This is a genomic window from uncultured Slackia sp. (assembly GCF_934630525.1).
Lineage (GTDB): Bacteria > Actinomycetota > Coriobacteriia > Coriobacteriales > Eggerthellaceae > Slackia.
This window is the reverse complement of record NZ_CAKTVX010000003.1, coordinates 224447-244026: the sequence shown is the minus strand read 5'-3', so window position 1 is coordinate 244026 and position 19580 is coordinate 224447. Positions and strand designations below refer to the sequence as shown.

Genomic DNA, 19580 nt, shown 5'->3' with positions numbered 1-19580 from the left:
GTGTGGGTGAGATTCGTGCCGGTTATGCTTGCCCTTTCCGTTACGGCTTTCTTGGGCGTTGCAGCATGTCTCGTTCTCGCCCATTTGCAGAAGGCAGATCTACCCGAACAACGTAGCTCATGTTCTACAGCTTCATAGAAGTTACAACATTTTGATTATTGCATTCTTTCGCGCGCACGCGCACTCGCTTGCCCTTCTGCAACTGACTGCAACCCGCATAGTATAGCGAAGGTTGCGCGGCGCCACGTCAGCCAGCCCCGAATAAAACGGCATCTCCAAGGGAGGCGGAGGCAGAGGCGCTCGCCGATTGGCGACCCTTTTTTTCGCGGCTCTATTGCATAACAAGGGAACCCCAGAACCGAGGCTCCCTTTCCACCGAAGACCTGCTAGCTTTCTACTGCTTTTACCTACAGATCCATGTACTTGATATAGGCCTGTTCCTCACGTGGCCAATTATGGCAATTCAAGCAGTAGTTGTTCTCGTCAAGGGGCTTGCTGCTACCATCAGTATGACAGGTGCCGCACGACATCGTACCATTTCCATGAGCGCCCGCATGGGGGTTAGAATCGCCATAGGCGTCGGTCAGCTGCGCCACAGCTTCATAGGTACCACCATGGCAGCTCAAGCACACCTCGTCGGACACATAGGGATCGGTCGGCGATGCGTTTACGATCTCAGATACAGCAGTATCCTCAGCGGTGTTTGGATTTGCACCATCGGTGGCTGGCGAACAGGCAGCTACCGCGGCACAAAGCGCAATAGTGCAGCAGATCACTCCAGCGTTGGCAACATGCTTCTTCAATTTCATCTCTATTCTCCCTTCGTAGCATGACGGGCGGCGACATAGCCGAAAGTTGCTGCCCTTCCCACGGAGGTGGAAGGCAGATGGCGCGGATACACATCGGAGTACATACCACCCGAAGCGTTGCCGCCAGCATACAGGCCCTCGATCACGTCACCGCTTGTGTCGAGCACGCGGCATTTTTCGTCGATGATGAGACCGCTCACAGTGGTTAGGAAGGTCGCGGAACAAGTCATGGAGTAGAAGGGGCCGCGCTTGACGGGAAGAGCGCTCGCCTGCACCTTTCCTTCGGTGAACGCCTTGACGACGGGATTGACGGAGACCAGGTCGCGACGGAAGGCAAGATCAGTAGGCGTTTCGGCATCGAAGTAGCCATTCCACGTATCGATAGTTTCTTTGAGCCTCTCTGCGGGAATGCCCAGAGCCTTCGCCAAATCGTCAAGGGTTTCGCCTTTTGCCAACGTTCCATTGGCAAAATACTTATCCATCGGCTCCTTCATGGTATCCATGACATCTTGGTCGAAAATGAACCAGGCTCCACCGTTAAAGGTATGAGCGGTGTTCAATGCATTGGCCACACACTCTTTCTGGTGGGCTTCATTGCAGAATCGCCGACCACGCCCGTCCACAAGAGGGGCTACGGCACGCACCATTTGTTTAGCCGGACACCTACGACTCGCCTCATCAGGATAGCCGCCGCTGAAGATCATTGCGCAATGGGGCACGGGATCCATGTTCGCTCCGACCTTCAATCCCATCATATGGCCATCGCCCGTATCGCCAATCGCAGCGTCCTCCTGATAAGGTACGGCGTAGTCCTCCGGACGCAGCCAGGCCTTCATCATATCAAGGTTGTTGTGGTACCCGCCCGTTGCAAGCAAAACTCCCTTGCCGGCGTCGATGCGGTAGTAGCCGCTCTCATCCTTCACGATGGCGCCAGTTACCTTGCCGGAAGCATCTTGGATGAGTTGGACGCCGGCGGTATATAGACGCAAATCGATATTGTCGCGACTTTCGGCTACCGAAGTGAGAGCAGCCATAGGGAACATACCAGTCATGTGGGCTTTCCACTCAACGGGACCGGTGATTTTGAACTTATGTTCAGCCTGGATGGTTACAAGGTCATAGCCAGTCTCGGGCTGAGTGGTATTGTAGATTTCGATGTCGTATTCCGACTCGTCGAGTACATCCTGAACAAAATCGATGGCTTCGCCCGAGTTGTTAATATAGGACCAAACGACTTCGGGTAGGGCGCGAAAACAGGAGCCTCGCAGAATAGCATCGGCGAAACGGGCCGGATCCACCTCGTTGTCGCTTGCCTCTTGAGCTTTCGAACCATAGCCACCCATGGATTCCCAGGTGCTGCGACCACGAGAAGTCTTTTCCACGCAGATGACCTTCGCACCCTCGCTCGAGGCTTTGAGGGCGCCTACGATACCGCAGATGCCCGCACCGATAACCAGAAAGTCGCACGAATCCACACGCTGAATCTCGTCGTCGCCAATGACGCGGTCCTCGAAGGCCACAACGCCGTTACGAAATGTCGGCTTCTCCCCAATAGCCCGTACAGGTAAGTACTGGGTGTCACCGCCGTAGATACCTAGATAGGAGTTGGCGGGCTCTTCGGCCTTTGCGGCCTCGTCGGCTAGGGCGGTCACGGGCACGCTCATTCCTACAGCGGCAGCTGCGGCGGCCGCTCCGGTGAAGGCGGCGCCTTTGAAAAAGTCCCTCCTCGTTACCTTCATTCTATATCTCCTTTCGATGGAACCTTCGATGAACAGATATACTCAAGATGGAAAGGTGGCGGCTTCGGTCGAAACGAACGATTTTACTCAAAATCGCACATCGGCCATAATGGCCGATGACGCGTAGATGCTTGTCAGAGTATTCTTCCGAAGGGAAGGGGGGCCTATGTCTCATTTGGGTATTTCGCGCGAATGTGTCACAACCATGCTGCAGGCATGGCACGAGAAACCATGGTTGATGCTGGGTATCGGCTACTACTTTGCTTTCTCCCTGTCGGTTGTGGTCAACTGCCCGCGATTGGTTGTGGGCACGGAAACGTTCTATCCAATGCTGCTCGTTCGCGTGTGCTTTTCCGCAACAATTTCCATAGGTCTCATAGCCATGATGTTCCTCATGCGAAAGCTCGATGTTCTCAGCTCGGGGCAATGGGCGATTGCTTTTGCCGTAGGTACAACGTCACTAGGGACGTTCATGCTAGTCGCGGCGCTCAACTATATCGATTCAATAGCGCTTGTGATAGCTTCTACCGCGCTCATTGGCGCCGGCAACTCCGTTCTTCTGCTCTCCTGGGGCGCACTCTTCCTGAACCTCAGTTCTGAGCGACTGGCCGGTCATGTGACCCTCTCGTGTCTTTTTGCAGCTGTCCTCTGTCTAATCATCCATGTTTTGCCGCCCGTCGCTTACTTTTCCGTGGTGGTCGCGTTGCCCTTGGCATCCGGTATAACGCTTATCCTGTGCGCCAACGAACAACCCCGAAGCCAGCGCCGGGAAGTGCTGTGGCAAAACGGACTGACGAAAATCCTGATAAGCTGCATCGTGATGGGACTGGCTTGCGGGCTGCTTCGGGTTTTACCCGTTTTCGGCAGCACCTCCGCTTTCTATAGCAACGCCGTTTACGCCACAATGATCGGGATATTCCTGCTCAACCTGATGCTCGTCGTTACGGTGGGCGGAGAAAACCCCATCCTCTATCTTTATCGCTTTTGCCTGCCGTTGTTTGTTGCAGGATACAGTATCCTGATGATAGGTACCCCCCTCACAAGCGTGGTCTCCATCGCTTGCGCTCTGGGGGAAGTATCTTGTTCGAATGTTTGGTGCTTCTCGTCTTTCCCTATGTAGCAATTCGAGCAAAAGGGTCGTTTATCCATTTGTTCGGTTGGTGCGCTGCTGCTCAGCATGCAGGGTCGTTTGCAGGCTTTCTCATTGGGGACTTCACCTCCTTTCACGAGCTGATAGATCCTGTTGAAATAGCATTCTTCAGCATGCTGACCGTGATCGTTTTCGTCTGCCTCTTCTTCTTCGTCTTCAAGGAGCTCGATATCGTTCGCATAACGGAAAGCCTGCCTGCCGAAGGCGCGCTTATGAAGAAAACCCTCGAAACACGTTTGTCTCAGTTGACTGAGGAGTGCCGTCTTTCGCCGCGCGAGGTCGAAGTCCTCCGGTTGCTTGCAAGAGGCCGCTCCCTTCCTTATATCGAAGAGAATCTTGCCATCTCGCATTCGACGGCTCGCACCCATGTGAAGCATATTTACGAAAAGCCCGGCGTGACTGACCGCCAGCAGCTTCACGACCTCATACAACTGGGAGTCACCGAACACCAAGGTTAAACCCTTGGATGTTTGCCAAGAGCATGCCCGATTCGCCTTTTACCCATGCTCGCCGTTTACCTATGCATCGACAACCCGCAATGCGTGACAGTGAACATTCAATAACTCGACCCTCTTTACTCTTTTACCTTCTCTTGATTTCGTTTATCTGGCGGATTCTAGCGAACGTTGCAACACCCTTGATTGGAAAGGGTGTTTACGATGGGTTACGAAGGTAGTGTCGCGGATGTTGGTGTAAGCCGTTTTCGCGAGGCGCCGCCGAAGGCGGCCCGAGCGAACGGCAATTCGGGATGAGGAGGGCTTCGGCCCCGCCTTGCCCTGGAATCTGGCTGGTATGCTACGCCGCCTCGACCCTTTCCGCAAGCTCGAGGCTCGCGATGATCATCTTCCTGGCGGATTCAAGCAGGTCGGCGGCGGGAATTTCGGGGACGGCGGCCGTCTCGGCGCGTTTTTCGTCGTAGAGCTCCTGGATTTTGTCGTGGGCGAAGTAGCGCGATTCGGACCAAATCTCGTCCTGCTCGCACATTACGGCCCCGACCAGGCGCTCCAGCGATTCCTCGGACGGGAACACCTGCACCACGCGGCTGCGGCGCTTTATCTCGCGATTGGCCCGCTCCTGCACGTTGTTCGTGCGCAGCCGCTTCCAGTGCGACGGCGGGAAGGCGAGGTGCGCAAGCGCGTCGGGCTCGGCCTCCTCGGCCACGTCGGCGGCCTTGGGACAGCAATTGCGCAGCATGTCGCAGGCGACGTGGTGCATGGCGCGGGCGGTCGCCGCGTCCTTCGCGCGGAAGACGGGCGACATTATGCGCCCCACGCGCCTCTTGAGCGAGCGCGACCCGGCCTCGCGCATGCAGTCGCGCATCAGGTGCACGGCGCAGCGCTGCCACGACGCGCCCTGGAACACCTCTTCGATGGCCCTGATCAGGCCCTTGTGGGCGTTCGAGGTCACGAGCTGGACGCCATGGACGCCGCGGTCCCTGATGGCGCGCAGGACCCCGCCCACGAATCGTAGGACTCCGTGTCCACGACGGCCAGGCCCGCCACCCGCCGCCACCCGCCCTCGTCGCAGCCGATCGCGGTGACCACGGCGGTGGAGGCCACGCGGCCGTCGCGGCGGCATTTGACGTAGGTGGCGTCGAGCCACAGGTACGGGGTGCGCGATCCGCCCAGGTCCCTGCCGAGAAGCTCGGCGACGTCCGCGTCCAAGTTCTAAGCTATCGCGCTGACCTGGTCTTTCGACAACCTCGAGATGCCGAGTTTCTCGGCGACGCGCTGCACCTTGCGGGTCGATGTGCCGTCGCGTACATCTCGGCCACCGCCGCCACCACGGCGCGGTCGACGCGCTGATAGCGCTCGACGACGTCCTCGGGGAAGAAGCTGCCGGTCCTCAGCTTGGGTATGCGCAGCGTGATGTCGCCCACGCATGTGACCAGGTTGCGCTCGCGGTAGCCGTTGCGGCTGTTGGCGCCGCCCGCGCACAGCTGGTCGGCCTCGGCGTCCATTATGGCGTTGACCACGTCCTCGGCCAGGCGCCTCATCAGCTCTCTCAGGTTTATCGACCCGTCCTCGAGCCTCGGCATCGCCGCCTGTCCGGGCATGCTTTCTGCTAGACTCTCCATTGCGGCTCTCGTCCTTTCGTTTGAACCTGTAATGTCAGCAATTCCAGATTCTAAGGCGGGGGCCGTTCCCCATCAAAGCTATCCTAGCTTGCGTTGCTTACACCAACTTTCCCGACACGATCGGGACTGGTTGTATCCGCTGGTTTTCGAAATGCCTATTCGCCGAAATCCTCGATTTTCGTAATAAGCTCTTGGCGAGAATGGACGTTGCATTTCGCGTATATGTGCTTGATGTGGGATCGAACGGTGTTGCTCGACACGAACGTCGCTTCAGCGATGAATGCAGCGCTTCTTCCCGAGGCGTACATTCCGAGGACTTCCGTTTCGCGTGGCGAGAGGTCGCACTCGCTGGCTAGCAAGCCTATCTTTTCTTCGAAACTGAGGGTTGGCGGATCGTTTCCTTTCTGCTCCTTGCTCCAAAGGAAGGCATTGACGTGCTTCTCGTTAAAAAGCCAGATTGCAGCTGCAGAAAGCAGGATGACCAACGAGGTGGCGATTATTTTTGTCGCCACCTCGTTGTCGGCGGCGGCTCCCGACATTGCCGTGCCCGCCATATAGCCTAGAGTGTCGATTATGAAAAAGATGCTTACGATTTTGATCGACGAGCGATTCGCGATGGAGGCAATGTTGACCATGATCAGCAGATACGTGATTTCCAGCAGCGAATAACCCGTAGCCATAAGCGACATAGATTCTATCGAAGCTCGATTGTAGGCCAAGAAGACGGCAAGAGCCGCGATGGAGATGGTGGAGATGGTTTTCGCCAACAGGGCGTATCCCGTATCCTCCGTTCTCGTCACTATCAGCCCGAACGCGCCAGAGGCAACGAGTTTTGTTATTATGACGACGGTTTCTATCGTCTTTTCGCTCTCTTGATAAAGAAACGTCTGCAGGAAGCCAAAGCAGACGGCCAGAAGGAAAAACCCCGCAGCGAGCCCCTTAGGAAAAACGACGGCGGGGGCTTCCTCGGATTTTCGGCCGTCTTCCGATTCGCTCGATTGCGGTTTTTCGTCGAATTGCAGGCAGATCGCACATGCTGTCAATGAAACAGCTGTCAGCAAAAAGCCGCTCTCGTGGTAGAAGGGTACGAGGAGGGCGCTTATGACCGAGGACGCGATGATCGATCGAATCGTCCATATGAGGGGTACTCCGATGAGCTGCTCGATTGCCATGTAGCCTAGCAAGGCTGTGGACAAGACTAGGCTTCCTTCCCCCGCAAGATAGAACGCAGAAGCGCTTTCGGCTGCCGACGCCCGCAGGCAGAGTCCGAGTATGCCGATGACCGCTAAGGCGAAGGCGAGTTTCGAGTGCTTCTGAAACGATCCGATTCGGTTTGCGAGTGCAAACAGCAGGATGTACAGGAGCAGGGAAGCGCCCGTCCATAATTCAATGCTCGAAGAAGGGTCCAGCGCGGTTTCGGCGGATCTAACCGTCGAGGCTTCGCTTGCGGCCACGAAAAAGGAAAGGGCCCATACCTCTGGTCGCCGTAAGGTTTCGATGGGGGCTCGCATGCTCTTCGGGATGCCTTCCTTGTTTCGTCGGCCGGGCTTCGAATTTCGCTTCCATAGTAGCGTTTCTTCGATTTTTTAGAAATCACCAAAAACTGGGGATACTCGGATCTGCGGTTTCATCTGTTTCGCGGCCTGCCGTCACCACGTTTGCCGACGTACTCTTGTCCCGTCGCAAGGCTCGAAAGAGCGTTTGTTCAGATGTATTGAGGAGGACGTATGTTTGAAACGGTAAGCGATTTGTCGCGGAGGAATTTTTTGAAAGGCGTTGCGCTGGGTACTGCCGGTTTGGCCGGAGCGGGTTTGATCGCTGGTTGTTCGCCCCAGGATGGGACGTCCTCTGTGGGTGTCGCACCCGACGGTTCGGCTAAGACGGCTTCGGCAGAATCGGGGATCCCCTCGTTCTTTGATGCCCCCGAGCCTATCGGCGACGACAAGATAGCCGAAACCCTGGATGCCGATGTTCTTGTCATAGGCGCAGGGATTGCCGGTGCCACAACCGCAAGCAGCTGTGTGGAAAACGGGCTGAAGGTCGTGCTTGTCGAAAAGCTCGAAAATCCGCGCGCTATAGGCTTGGACTACGGTTTGGTGAATCCGAGCATTCTCGCCGAGAAGGGTATGGAGCCCGAAGATGTCTACGGGCTTGCGCGCGACCATATGGAGAAGTCTTGCCACATGTGCCGCGGCGACAAAGTGTACAGGTTTATGAGCAGATCCGGGGAAGCGGGCGATTGGTACATCGAAAAAGCGAAGGGGTACGGTTTCGAGCCTCAGGTTATGGCGTATGCGAGCAACAGCGATCACTATCGCAACAACCGAGGCGTTATCGAGTTGTGGCATAAAGGGATCGATCTAGGTGAAGAAGAGAACTGCTATGCGCCTATGGAGGAAATGCTGGCGAACCTTTCCCAAGAGGTCGTTTCGGCAGGCGGCGAGTATCGCAACAATACTGAAGCCGTTCAGTTGCTCCAATCTGAAAACGGGGAGGTTGTCGGAGCTATCTGCAAGAGCGGCGACAGGTACATCAAGATCAATGCTTCTCGCGGAGTCGTTCTCGCCGCAGGCGATTATGCAATGGACGCGGAAATGCTCAGCTACTACACCGAATGGGACTTCGACAGCTACGATCCCGAATTTTGCTCCAACTATAGCACTGGGACTGGCGACGGTCACAAGATGGGGCTTTGGGCAGGCGCGAAGATGCAAGAAGCGCCTCATCCTTTGATGATTTTCATGGGCTACGCATATGGCTACTTGCGCGTTAACAAAAACGGTGAAAGATACGTGAACGAAGACAGCGGGTATGTCGGAGGCGTCAATTCGCAGTTGCAGCAGCCTGGTGCCGCATCATGGGCCATCTGGGATAACAAATGGTCCAAGGAGATACCTGCCAGCCTTGCGTATGGTGGCGGCATGAGCTGGGATCAGGATTTCCGTCGAATCGAAGACCCTTGGACGGCCGAGGGCGAGGAGACCGGCGCATGGTCGTGGGAACGCGAGAGCGGACTTTTACTGGAGGCCGACAGCCTTGACGGCTTGGCCGACGCGATAGGTTTCGAGGGTGAGGCGAAAGAGACGTTTCTGGCAACCGTGGAACGGTACAACGCATTGGTGGACGAGGGAGATTCTGAGTTTGGAAAGCGTCCTGAGCTTATGACAAAAATCGCGGAACCTCCGTTCTATGCTCTGAAAATGGTGGTTGAAGTGGCGGTAAGTACTGCCGGTTTGATTACGAATGCCGATTCTGAGTGCTTGGACGAGGGCGGAAAGCCGATTCCGGGTCTTTACGCGGTAGGGAACAATGCGGGCGGTCTGTTCGGCATCGACTACAACGAAGTCACGGTTCCGGGCATCAGCATCGGGCGCGCGGTAACGTTCGGCTACCTGCTGGGACAGCATCTGGCGAAGTAGGCCGGCGCTCGGAGACGAGGGCATGAATCCATAAGCATGTTCCATTAGCTAAAACTAATAAAGTAGCAGGTCAAAAGGGTGTTATTGGGTTTCCAATAACACCCTTTCCTACGGTTGGAAACAATCCGTGCGGGATTATTTGCACATAGGATGAATGTCGTATCTGCCTCGTGGGTTTTAGGCTGGAACAATAAAGGAATGGTGTCGAAGGCGTATAGCCCTCCACTTCATCCTGTTCTGCTGCCTTTCGGCGGCCACGGTGAGCATCGTCAAATTGTCATCGGCATCGACGATGCTGTGCTCGAAATCCTTCTTACAGACACGGACGCGCCAGCACGCACCCCCTTTGTCGCTCATCACGTATCGCTTTGCTGGCTCTCGACAAGATGCGGCTGATGGTCGTTTTCTCGCGCTCGTGCGGGTCAATCGAGTTGGCAGCGCGTGTGACCGAATTCTCGTCGGGTGCTTCAAAGGCGAAGGGCGCTGGCTCTCGCTCGCGAACGCGTCCATATGCATCCCGGCGCTAACGGGTGGCAAGGAGCTGTTCGAGGAACGTCGGAATTTCGCGGTTGGCGAGTGCGTTGGTTATGACGGGCATCGTCTCGGCGATGATCGAGGCGGTTGCTCCAATTGCGAAGCCCCAGATCGCGCCAATAATGACGCGTTTGAGCGCTTCATTGGGGTCGGTTTCATCGGCCAAATGCCACGCTATGCCCAAAAAGAAACCTCCGACCGCGCAGGCGAGCGCGACTGCCGTAATGAACGCGTACTCTTCCGAATAATTGAGCCCGCGAACTGCGCATATAGCTGCCGTTTCGATAAATGCCGGGAGCACGGAAATGCACAAGGCGGCAAGCGGGTTTGCGGGCAACTTCTTCGAAGCAGCGCAAGCTGCGGTCGCGCAAATCGCTATAAGAAACGCGAGCAGGTTGAGTTCGCCGAACGCCGCCGCTTCGAAGAATTGCGCCGAAAGCACTTTTGCGCAGGCAAGCCCCATCATGGTTACGACGAAGAAATTCGTTTCGCCCATCGAGCGGTCCATAAGGCCCAAGAAAAGCCGGTCGAGCGTTTTGGCAACGGCCGATCGGGCTTTCCCAGTGATTTTGCGAAGCGAGAAGAGGACGAGGTCGCCTTCGTTTTCATCTGCAGTTTCGCGCTTGCTGCCGCGAGCGCCGCTCGTGGCGCCCTCATCAGTTGGCCTTGCGTTGCCTTCGACGTCGTCCACGAAGATCAGCTCCTTGAGCCAGCTCGAAGTGCCTTTTTGTCGTGCGGTTTTATCGATTCTCACAGTTCTTCCTTTCGTGTGTTGGGGTTGCGAGTTCGTTGTGCGCCAGGGGTTAAACAATCCAGCTCATGTAGCCCAGGTAGAGCGGCGCTGCGCCGTAGGCGATTTCGCGCGCGATGTAGGGCGCCAGTTCCCAAATAAGGGCGGCGGTAGCACCAATGGCGGCGCTCCAGAAGGGAATGAGGAAAACACGCTCGCACGCTGCATCTTCGTGGATGGTTGTGCTTTCGCTTTTGCATGCGCCGGTGCTTCCGCCCCCGTTTTCGGCATCCCCTCGGCTTGCTTTTTCATTCATGCTCTCGCCCTCGTTTGCGCCCGTGCTTTCGCTCGTGCCCGCGCCTTCGTCCTCGTCACCAAGCGGGTCAATCAGGGTGTCCACAACCAGGAGGGTCGCGCTGCTCAGACACCCGATCAGCGCCCAGCTCGTGATGCGGTTGAACGCGTCGGCATCTGAGCCATTCACTGCACATGCGGTGACGATTTCAATGAGGGCCGGAAAGCATGCGATCACGAGCGTCGTAAGTGCATTGGCCGGGCATTTTTCGGAAATCGTGCATATGCCGAGTGCGCCCAGCGCCACCACGAAGGCGAAGGCGTTCAACTCGCTCAAAGAGCTCGAGTCGATGAATGCCGCGCCAATTACGCGCATGCAGATGAGCAGCATGAGCGTGATTGCTACGAAATCGGCGCGTCTCATCGAGCGTGACATAAGCGCTTTGAACAGGCTTTCAATCGCGAGCGCGATGCGGGTTTTAACGAAGAGGAGGCCATCGAAGAAGTCGTCTAGCTCGTCGTCACCGTTGTCGCGGTACTTGCTTCCAGGGGAGTGCATCGCGAACTCCTTGTTGGTTCCGGTTCCGCCGTAGTATTTCTTGCTCATGGTTACTCCTTGCGCGCGGCTATTGAAGTGGAAAGGGGCTAAGGGGGCCGCTTCCTTGTTTTCCGCCGAGTTTGTTCGCGAAATCGTTCATGGCTGTTCCTTTCGTGCGCTGGTTTTTGACAAGCACATGGAAAACGGGCGCGAAGTTTTCTGGAAAATGGGAAAGGGTTGTCGGCGTGCGACTTGCGGCGCAAATTACAATGGATAACAAGGATAAAAAGGCTTCGTGGGAAGGTGCTGTCGTGTCAAAGGACGAGTTTGCCGAATATGGGCATGAGGCCAATGAGCGCCATGGCGACGACGAATGCCGCGATGCCAACGAGGATGGAGCTGCTGCTGAGGAGGCTACGGTCGACGCGGCCGCTGCCGATGATGCCAAGGCTCGCCGCCGCGCTCATCGGGCGGCGATTCGCGCCCAGCGCAGGCAGCGGGGCGCTTTTGGGCAACAGGGTTCCGATTGGGGTGGCCTGCCGTATTCGGACGCTCTGTTGCAGGAGGGCCTCGAACATGCGCGCGTTATCGCCGAGAAGCGAATCAACGGCGCGCCGCGCACTGCGGAAGATTGGCTCGACAACAATGCGGAAGTGAACCTCGCGCTGCTTGCGAAGGCGGGCCGCCTCGCGCGGGAGTGCCTCATTGAGGCGCACCTCGATGCCGTTTACGCGGCCACGAAGGGGTACAAGCGGCTTTTCGAAGCGCACGACCTGGGCGCCGAGTATCACCACGCTGTGCGTCTTGCTGTAGAAGATTCGATTGACAAGTTCAATTTGTCGGAAGGCCACGTGCTGAACAGCTGGGTTTCGACGAACAAGAAACCCGTGGAGCGCCGCCTGTGCGAGTGCTATGCGCAGAAAACCGCGCTTCGAAGCGAGCATGAGGCGCGGAAGTATTTCGCGATTATCAAGGCGTATCGAAAGCTTGAAGATTCATTGCAAGGCGCACGCAGGCCGACCGAGGACGAGTTGCTTGAAGCCCTCGCGGAGCACACGGCAACGCGTGGGCTGAGCCGGAAAGCCATGCTCGACATTCTTGATCGTGGGTCCGATGGCGTGCACAGGGTGACATTCTCCGCCGCACCGCCGTGCGGTCGAGGAGCTGCGCCTGCTGTCGCACGCGCGAGCGTGGTTCCTGCTGCGAAGCTTGCGGCTGGCGCAATGGATATTGTGAGCGTTGTGGACACCATCAATGGTGCGGAAGATGCGGACGCTGCGGGCTTTGCGGGCGCCGAGCGTGCGCGGCGGGCCTCGGGTGCCGAAACCGCCGCCGTGGAGGGATGTGTTGCGGATTCCGAAAGTGCCGCGGGCTCCGCATCGATGGGCGGCGAGCCGGTCGTTCATGATTCCGATGCGCTCATCTTCCGAAACGGCATCGAACAAGATATGACTCCGCTCGAACGCGCAGTGTACAAGGCTCGTATCGCCCCCGTTATCGACGCCGACGCGCGCCTGCAAACGCTCGCGAAGACGGCCGAGGGAATTCGTGTTTCGTGCGGGCTGCCGATGATGCAGGCCGACCGCGTGCGCCGCATTGAGCTGCGCCTGCGAGAGCGCTTCGTGCTTGGCGGCGAGCTCGGCGTGTATTCGGGCGCCGAAACTTCGACCTGGTTGCGTCAGGAGCGCTCGCGCCTCCACAGCGATTACTGGCTCTTGGACCTGTTGGCGCTGCGCCTGGCCGAGATGCTTCCGAAGCAATCGGCGCTTTCGAGGACCAAGACCAAATCTACGGTCGAAGCAAAAGCCAACGATGCGTCGGCGGTTCGCCCGCAAACCGTGGGCGTTACGCGCGACGATTGTTACAGCATGCTGCTTCCGATGGCTGTCAAAACGGACGATTTATCGGGGAAGAACGGAAACGGATACGCGAAGGCGCTGTGGGAAAACAAGAAGCTGTCCGAGGATGCGGCCGAAAAGGAAGGCCGTCTTCAGGAGTATGAGGAATATCTCGAAAATCCGCTCGCCGTTGTGCGGGGCAAGATGCTCGCGAGGGTGCCGGGCGAGGCTTTCTCTGAAGAAGACCCGTGGCGCGTGCTTTTGTGGCATTTCTTTTTCGATGAAGCGACCGACACCGAAATCGAGGAATTCGTCGCGGCGCTGAAAGGTGCGCTCATCCACGATGCGGCGGTTACAGGGTCGAGCGAGTACGTCGCATCGACGGCGCGCGCCTATGTGGTGAAAAGGCTGCTCGCGTCGGCAGCGGCGCGCGGCGACGACTGGGATCGCGCGCTTGAGCATGCGCTTGGTCTTATGTTGTGCTGGATGTTCGACGTTGAACGCGCCGACGACGAATCGGTGGCGCTTGCGAACGACGGCCTGCTTACGGGCGGCGGCGTGGCGCCTTCTCGCAAGAAGCCGAAGGCGGGCCGCGTGCTTTCGTTTGACGCGTATATCGTTGACGGCCCTGCGCGCATCGACCTCGAAGAGGGTCGTGAGCTGCGCGTTCACCCGTGGCTTCGCCCGCGTGTGGGCATTGGGCATGCGTTCGAGAAAGACGAATGCCGCCAGCTTGGGTGCCGCCGCGCGGAATTCTCAGGCGAAAAGTCATGGGGTGCCATGAATCTTCCGGGGCAGCAGGAATGCTTGGCCCTTGGTGCAAATGGTCGTGCGCAAGACCCGGTTTCCAGAGAGCATGCCTTGCTGCTGTATGCGGGAAGCGAACCGCAGGGCAAGGAAAAGGGGTGGCTTGTCTTCGATTTGGCGTCCACGAACGGCACGCTCATCGTGCGTTCGAATGCCGATGGAAGCATGTCGAATGTGATTGCCGGCTTTGGTGCGAACAACTACGCCGATGCGAGGGCGCTGTCGTTTGGGCCTGCGTGCGCGGGCGATGAGCTGCTTCTGCGCGAGGTGGCCAGGCGTGCGGGTGCGGTGGTCCAGATGTGCGGATCGTGCATTATGCCTGGTGACACGCTGGTATTCGGCTTTGCCGTGATGGAAGATGCCAACGGCGTGGTTTCGTTCGGTGCGCGAAACGGTGCGTTGTGCCTGCGCGTGCGCGAGGCTTAGCGGGCGCGTTTGGCCGTGCGCGTGCATGGGGCATTCAGTCTAGCGAACTGAAACGTTCACCCAGCCCGAATGCTGCGAAGATGTGATGCGGCTTCCCTCGACAAGAGCGCAGCTTAAACCGGGGCGCAGTTCGAGCACGTTCGTGGTTGAGAAGCTCGGTTGCTGCACATAAAGCGGGCGCTCGCTTGTGTTGGTCGCGATCCAGCGGCCGTGGTTGCTTTCGTCGGGATGCACGGCAAGCCCGCCAATCGTGCGTGGGCACTTGCACACCTGGTCGGCATCGATGCGCGTCGCGACGGAGCAGGTGTAGAAAATGATGCAGCGGGAGCATGCGGTGGCATTGCCTTCATAAGGCGTATTGGTGGCGTATTCCATAGTTGCTTCCTGTGCTTTCGTTGCTGAAGTTGTTTGACCTGCGATTATGTGCGCGGTCGTAGCGGCCGGGCCGTGTTTGCATCGCGGCAGAGCTGTGCCCGCTTGTAGTTGGGCAATGCCTGCATCGCGGTTGGGCGGCGCTGCGTTGGCGTCGGTCGTGCTCGTCGGCCATTTCCGGGCGACTCGCCGCGCAGTTTCGCCCTTCGACCTTGCGGCAACCTGTTAAACGCTACGAGCATTTAACAGGTTTCAGCCCGCGTTGGCGCCGTGCGCGCCAATTCTCCCGATCGCTTCGGGCGACTTCAACGCGCAGCGTGTTCTCCAATCCCCGCTCGTTGTGCGTGATTCTGCCTTAGCCCATGTGCGGCCCTACTCTGCGTGTTCCGCGAAGCCGTTTTCCCTAAGCCACGCTTTCGCGGGTGGGAAGCCTTCCTTTTGGTGCGCCTCGTCATGCGCGGCCGACTTTCTAATATAGGAAAGCCCGAGCTCGCGATTCTCCTCGACGTGGTGAACCGCGCCCTGCGCGATGTATGATCCTGAATACAGAGCACATCCCAGGAAGAACTGCGCCACCACGGCTCCCTTCGCCGCCGCCTCGCCCATAAACAGCATGACGTCGGCTTCTGAATACTTGATCGAAGTTCCCCCGAGGTTGTCGCGGGCGCAAATGGCGAGGTAGTACAGGGCGCTCACGCAGCCTTGGCGTGCGAGCCGCTCGAACACGCCTACTGCCTGCGCATAGTGTCCCGAGTTGAACTCGTCAAGCGCTTGCGCGAGCGTGCCCGCCTCGAACGAAGGCGCGTCTTGCGCCAAAATTCGTCCGCCGCCAAGGGCCGCGTTCAGGCCAAGCAGGTGAAGCTCGTGGCGATACGATGCCTTGTCGCGCGGTAGGGCATTCTTCAGCTGCGTCGTAGTCGGACGCTGGGCGGCGTTGACGGCCAGGCATGCTCCGAGCGTCGCGCGAAGCTTCGCATCGAACGCGTCGACTGCGGCGCGTGCCGCCTTCTCGACGGCAGCGGCGGATTCTTCGGTGCCATATGTCGAGCGCAGGGTTTCGGCGATGTCTTTCTTCAAGAAATCGAGCGTCTCGGCGTCGTGCGTGAAATCGTTGAGCGCAGCTTCCTCGAGGTAGATGCCTTTTTCTCGTGCGTATTCGATAAACGCGGGAAACGGCGTGATCGAGCGTTCGTGCGCGAAGCGTTCGCGCTCGTCGGTCCAAGCAGGGTCGTATCGAAGGCTGCCGTCGCTATTCTGGGCGACCACGCCATACGCGGGCGGCTTGTTTTCGCCTGCGAGCAGCGCGAGCATCGTTGCCGCGAGAGAATACGCGTCGCTGCCTTTGCGCAGGTCAGTTTCGCCACTTGAAGGAAAGCAGCTTTCTGGAGACGAGAAGCCCTGCGTCCCCCAGGCGAGTCGAGCCTGGTCGCGCGAGGTTTGCGCGATGCCGAAGTCGATGAGGCGCACGCATCCCGTTGAATCGAGCAAGATGTTGCTGGGCTTCACGTCGTGGTGGATCACGCCTACGCGAAGTTCCGTTTCCGCCGTGGCGAGGAAGGCGATGACGGGCGACATGGTCGAAAGCATCTCCTCGACCGTCATGCCTCTTCCCGTGCGGCGAAGGTGCTTCGCAAGGGTGTCGCCATCGAGCCACTCCTCGACGATACAGCTTTTTTCTTGGGCGCCGACTGCGTGCGGCATGCACACGGTGCCATGCGCGAGGGCATTGGGAAGCACGCGGAAGTTCGAAAACTTCTTCAACGAACGCCACTCGAGCAGGCACTCTTCGCTATTCTCGAACACCTTTACTGCGACGGGCGTGCCGCTGGGAGTGTGCGCTTTGAAAATGGTCGCTTGTCCGCCGCGGCTCGCCACTTCCTCGAATGCGAGATTTTGCGGTGTTTGGCGAATGTCGCTGCGCTCGGGTGTGGCGGGGGTGAAAAGCAGCTCGCGCGAGAAAGGGGTGCTTGGTGCCGGCATGGCGGCCGAATCCGCCAGCGTAGGCGCTGATGCATCTGCCAACATAAGTGTTGTCGATGGCGGGGTTGCCGCCACGGCTTCCGGCATCGCTGTCGAGGTCGACGACCCCGTTCCCGTGAGAAGTTCTTGGCTCATGCCGACCTCCTTTCGCGCTCAGACCTTTGCGTGCGATGCGGCTTTGTGATTACGCTAAGGATAGCGTAATCACCACGCGGCGGTCGCTCTTAGCTGCTGTTTCGTCGAACGTTCCGGTGTTCATGGAGGTTGCGCCTTCATCGCCGCGGCCAATCGCCTCGATAGAGCCGGGGTTGACGCCCGCTGCGATTAGGGCGTCGCGCACGGCTTCCGCGCGGCGCTGGCTCAAGTCGACCAGGTCGCTGCGCGAGAATGCGGGGGAGGTGGCGGTGTAACCTTCGACGATCACGGTGGCGCCGCTGTTGCTCGTAATGGTGCCTGCGAGTTCGGCGAGCGTCGTTTTGGCCTGGGCGGGGTCGATGAATTCGGCGGAGTCACCCACGAAGGCGAGCACCGTTTCATTCAGAACAACCTGGGCGCTCTGGCCGCGCTCAAGGTGGGGGAAGCTGAGCGAATCCTGTTCGAAATCGATGGTCGAAACGGTTGACAGGTCGGCGTCGCAGCCAAGGCGCGTGAGCACGTCGGGCTCGACAACCGCCACGCCGCCGGTCGCTTCAACGAGAGTGGGATAGAGGCTTTGGAGCTTTGTCGCGATGGAGCTTGGGATCACCTGCTCGCCGCTCGCCTGGCCGAGGCCGTAGAAGTGCACTTCGATGCCCGAGAAATTCGCGAGAGCGCCCATGCTTGCCAGCTGGTTCGCGATGTCGTTCGCATCGGCGTTCAGAAGGTCGCTCGATCCGGCCAAAAGCCCCGTGGGGTTCAGACCCGAGCTAATCACGTTGATCACCATTTTCGAGCCGTTGTCGTGGGCGCGCAGCTCGTTGGCGGCGTTGTTGAGGGCGGAAAGGGTATCGATCTCGCCGGTTTGGGCGCGGGCGCCGCACACGCTCGTGAAGTAGTCGGCGAGGAATGAATCGATTTCTTTTTCTTGGCCGGCCTGCGAGTTCTTCGTGGTGGCGAAGGTTTTCCCGTGCGGGGTCGAATTTGCGTCGCAGGTGAGGTAACCCGCGTAATTGCCCTGCTCAATGGCCGCCTTTGGGTAGGCGAGGCACGTTGTGGGAATGCGGAACGCGCTGTTCTGGCTAGCGGAAGTCACGACCATGCAGCTCACCGGCTCGGTAATGGTGGATGAATCGACCGCTGCGGGGTCGATGGCGTAGCTTCCGGGCGCGGCGCTTTGCGCGCCGCTGGAACCCTCGGCCGCGCAACCCGTGGCGAATGCCGCGATGAGAAGCGTGAGCAGAAACGATGCTGCGATGGTTGCCGTGCGAAGGGCGGTGTTGTTCTTGAAGCTCATGGCAATCGGTCTCCTTTACGCTGCTTTTGCCTGGTCAGAGGCGGAGTTTTCAGTGTCTACGATGTCGTTGGGGGCGGCGCCTGCGGTCGGGTCGCCTACGGTCTCGCTGGCGTCGACTGCGGTTTCGGCGTCGGCAGCGGTGCCGGTCGGGTTGGCGGCTGCAGCGTCAACGTCGGCCGCCGCGTTGCCGCCCGTGTCAAGGCTGTTGGCCGCTGCCTCATTCGTCGCTGCGGCTTCGGCTGTGGGGGCATTCTGCTCGGCGGCAATCGCGTTGGGGTATTTCTTTGCGATGCGTGCGTCGAATTCCGCGGAAAGCGTGGCGAATTGCTCGCGTTCCGTCTTGCGCTGGGCCTCGATTTCGTCCACGAAGCCGATGAAGCAGTTGTGGCTGTCGTCCGATTTCGCGACGAGTTGCTGGAATACCTGCTCGCACGAGCCCTTCGCCGCGGCGATGCTCTGGCGTCCGGCGGCGAGCGCGACGCGGGCGGCGGTGGCGATGTCTTCGTCGATGTGGTTTTCGATGATGCGCATGCGCTCGATTTCCGCCTGCAGGGCCTCGGCTTCTGCGCGAATGTCGAGGCTCTTAATGAGGAAGGCCGCGATGGCCTCGCCAAGCGCGATGCCTGCCATGATCAGGACAAACGCCATGCTGTCGATCGAGAGGCCGGAAACGACCTCGCCCGAGACGCTCGTCGTGGTCGAAGCCGCTTCGGTGGTCGCACGCAGGAAGGCGCCGGCCATGGCCACGAAAAGCGATCCGATGATCGCGCATGCGGCGGGGCCCTTTTCGCCGGCGGCGATTTTCTCCGACGCGACCCAAGGCAGAATGATGAGCAAGAGGCTTTGGGCGACGGCTACGAGTCCGGCGAAGAAGTTGTTCGGGCTGAAGGTGCCGAACGGGTCGACGTCGAGGAATACGCACACGGCTGAATAGTCGAGGCCTGCGTTGGCCAGCGCCAACATAAGAAGCAGCGCGGTGCTCGTGACTTTGTTCATGGCCTACTCCTTCGTCTCGAGGGTTGCGCGCGGTGCGCGCGGCTGGCTGGTCTGGCGTGCCTGGTGGGCCGCGCGCTTCGGGGTGATGCGCTCCAGGCGCTGCTCGGCCTGGATGATCTGGCTGCGAACGGCTGCGCGGTAGGTGGATTCCATCGTTTCGGTGTAGCGGGTGAGCGCCTCCTCGATTTCCGCGAGGTGCTTTTCGGCCGTGCAGGCGGTTTCGTGGTAGAACAGGCCCACGCCTGTTTTGAAGAACGTCGCGTAGCTGTCGGAGCGCGCCAGCTGGCGGCCGCGTTCCTCGTCGTAGTTGGGCGCTTCGGGAATCACGAGGCCGATGCTCGCGGCCGGGTTGCCGATTTCCTTCTTCGATGCGGAAGGCGAAACCGACATGCGGGCGGGGCCTTCAGGCAGGGTGATCTTCTTGCGGAACAGGTTCATT

Annotated in this window: 15 protein-coding genes and 2 pseudogenes; 5 read left to right on the top strand and 12 right to left on the bottom strand. The window is 58.8% G+C overall.

The window, feature by feature from the left end; genetic code table 11:
• Nucleotides 1–407: 407 nt before the first annotated feature.
• Nucleotides 408–809 (bottom strand): cytochrome c3 family protein, encoded by a 402-nt coding sequence (locus tag Q0D41_RS04320; protein ID WP_294375722.1) that lies wholly within the window; start codon nucleotides 807–809, stop codon nucleotides 408–410.
• 2 nt (nucleotides 810–811) lie between these two features.
• Nucleotides 812–2548, bottom strand: coding sequence for an FAD-binding protein (locus tag Q0D41_RS04315; protein ID WP_294375719.1), 1737 nt, complete (start codon nucleotides 2546–2548; stop codon nucleotides 812–814).
• Nucleotides 2549–2714: 166 nt separating this feature from the next.
• Here Q0D41_RS04315 and Q0D41_RS04310 point away from each other — a divergent pair, with 166 nt between their 5' ends.
• Both Q0D41_RS04310 and Q0D41_RS04305 read left to right on the top strand, forming a co-directional pair.
• Nucleotides 2715–3668 (top strand): hypothetical protein, encoded by a 954-nt coding sequence (locus tag Q0D41_RS04310; RefSeq protein ID WP_294375714.1) that lies wholly within the window; start codon nucleotides 2715–2717, stop codon nucleotides 3666–3668.
• Nucleotides 3629–4156: a helix-turn-helix transcriptional regulator gene (locus Q0D41_RS04305; protein WP_294375710.1), complete on the top strand. Its 528-nt coding sequence runs from the start codon at nucleotides 3629–3631 to the stop codon at nucleotides 4154–4156. Before Q0D41_RS04310 ends, Q0D41_RS04305 begins: the two co-directional genes overlap by 40 nt.
• A gap of 337 nt (nucleotides 4157–4493) precedes the next feature.
• Here the strand turns inward: Q0D41_RS04305 and Q0D41_RS04300 are convergent.
• The 3 genes and pseudogenes from Q0D41_RS04300 to Q0D41_RS04290 all read right to left on the bottom strand — a co-directional run bounded on the left by Q0D41_RS04300 (nucleotide 4494) and on the right by Q0D41_RS04290 (nucleotide 7286).
• Nucleotides 4494–5362: pseudogene (locus Q0D41_RS04300) on the bottom strand (IS256 family transposase).
• 8 nt (nucleotides 5363–5370) lie between these two features.
• On the bottom strand, nucleotides 5371–5775 hold the full coding sequence (locus Q0D41_RS04295) for a transposase (protein ID WP_294375708.1): 405 nt from the start codon (nucleotides 5773–5775) through the stop codon (nucleotides 5371–5373).
• A gap of 155 nt (nucleotides 5776–5930) precedes the next feature.
• The gene (locus tag Q0D41_RS04290; protein WP_294375705.1) at nucleotides 5931–7286 is read right to left on the bottom strand and encodes a response regulator transcription factor; all 1356 of its coding nucleotides are present in this window, start codon (nucleotides 7284–7286) and stop codon (nucleotides 5931–5933) included.
• 216 nt (nucleotides 7287–7502) lie between these two features.
• Between Q0D41_RS04290 and Q0D41_RS10055 the strand changes: the two are divergent.
• Together Q0D41_RS10055 and Q0D41_RS04285 are read left to right on the top strand one after the other, a co-directional pair.
• Nucleotides 7503–7583, top strand: a pseudogene (locus Q0D41_RS10055) (twin-arginine translocation signal domain-containing protein); the annotation flags it as partial.
• Nucleotides 7584–7625: 42 nt separating this feature from the next.
• Nucleotides 7626–9194, top strand: coding sequence for an FAD-dependent oxidoreductase (locus tag Q0D41_RS04285; RefSeq protein ID WP_294375703.1), 1569 nt, complete (start codon nucleotides 7626–7628; stop codon nucleotides 9192–9194).
• Nucleotides 9195–9717: 523 nt separating this feature from the next.
• On the opposite strand, the gene Q0D41_RS04280 is transcribed toward Q0D41_RS04285, so the two are convergent.
• Nucleotides 9718–10482 (bottom strand): hypothetical protein, encoded by a 765-nt coding sequence (locus Q0D41_RS04280; RefSeq protein ID WP_294375701.1) that lies wholly within the window; start codon nucleotides 10480–10482, stop codon nucleotides 9718–9720.
• Between the two features lie 49 nt (nucleotides 10483–10531).
• On the bottom strand, nucleotides 10532–11359 hold the full coding sequence (locus Q0D41_RS04275; RefSeq protein ID WP_294375698.1) for a hypothetical protein: 828 nt from the start codon (nucleotides 11357–11359) through the stop codon (nucleotides 10532–10534).
• Nucleotides 11360–11601: 242 nt separating this feature from the next.
• On the opposite strand from Q0D41_RS04275, the gene Q0D41_RS04270 reads away from it, so the two are divergent.
• Nucleotides 11602–14361: a hypothetical protein gene (locus Q0D41_RS04270; protein WP_294375693.1), complete on the top strand. Its 2760-nt coding sequence runs from the start codon at nucleotides 11602–11604 to the stop codon at nucleotides 14359–14361.
• 39 nt (nucleotides 14362–14400) lie between these two features.
• On the opposite strand, the gene Q0D41_RS04265 is transcribed toward Q0D41_RS04270, so the two are convergent.
• The 5 genes from Q0D41_RS04265 to Q0D41_RS04245 all read right to left on the bottom strand — a co-directional run bounded on the left by Q0D41_RS04265 (nucleotide 14401) and on the right by Q0D41_RS04245 (nucleotide 19579).
• Entirely contained in the window at nucleotides 14401–14736 is a 336-nt protein-coding gene (locus Q0D41_RS04265) for a hypothetical protein (RefSeq protein ID WP_294375690.1), read from the bottom strand.
• A 369-nt stretch (nucleotides 14737–15105) separates the two neighbouring features.
• Entirely contained in the window at nucleotides 15106–16848 is a 1743-nt protein-coding gene (locus Q0D41_RS04260) for a protein kinase (RefSeq protein WP_294375687.1), read from the bottom strand.
• A gap of 49 nt (nucleotides 16849–16897) precedes the next feature.
• Nucleotides 16898–18145 (bottom strand): OmpA family protein, encoded by a 1248-nt coding sequence (locus Q0D41_RS04255; RefSeq protein WP_294375683.1) that lies wholly within the window; start codon nucleotides 18143–18145, stop codon nucleotides 16898–16900.
• Nucleotides 18146–18160: 15 nt separating this feature from the next.
• On the bottom strand, nucleotides 18161–19141 hold the full coding sequence (locus Q0D41_RS04250; RefSeq protein WP_294375680.1) for a hypothetical protein: 981 nt from the start codon (nucleotides 19139–19141) through the stop codon (nucleotides 18161–18163).
• Between the two features lie 3 nt (nucleotides 19142–19144).
• A complete protein-coding gene (locus tag Q0D41_RS04245) occupies nucleotides 19145–19579 on the bottom strand; it encodes a hypothetical protein (RefSeq protein WP_294375678.1) in 435 nt (144 codons plus the stop codon).
• Nucleotide 19580: the final 1 nt, after the last annotated feature.